We start from the raw sequence: 287 nt of genomic DNA on the forward strand, positions 1-287 counted from the left end.
CGCGGGAGCCGCGGCCGGGACGCCACTGCCGATCACGCCGAGCTGGCCGCCGACGGCGACCACGTCGTCCTCGTTCGCGCTGATCTCCAGCAGGGTGCCCGCGACGGGCGAGGGGATCTCGGTGTCGACCTTGTCGGTGGACACCTCGAGCAGCGGCTCGTCGACCTCGACCGAATCGCCGACCTGCTTGAGCCAGCGGGTGACGGTGCCCTCGGTGACGGACTCGCCCAGCTCGGGCATCTTCACCGAGGTGCCGGATGCGGCGGGGGCCGGAGCCGCGGCCGCGG

Annotated in this window: 1 protein-coding gene; it reads right to left on the reverse strand. The window is 73.9% G+C overall.

Annotation, left to right across the window (positions count from 1 at the left end; genetic code table 11):
* Positions 1–287, reverse strand: a 287-nt coding sequence (locus tag ON40_RS10275) for a biotin/lipoyl-containing protein (protein ID WP_040821039.1), incomplete at both ends; no start/stop codon positions are given.

The organism is Nocardia jiangxiensis NBRC 101359 (assembly GCF_000308615.1).
Classification (GTDB): Bacteria; Actinomycetota; Actinomycetes; order Mycobacteriales; family Mycobacteriaceae; genus Nocardia; species Nocardia jiangxiensis.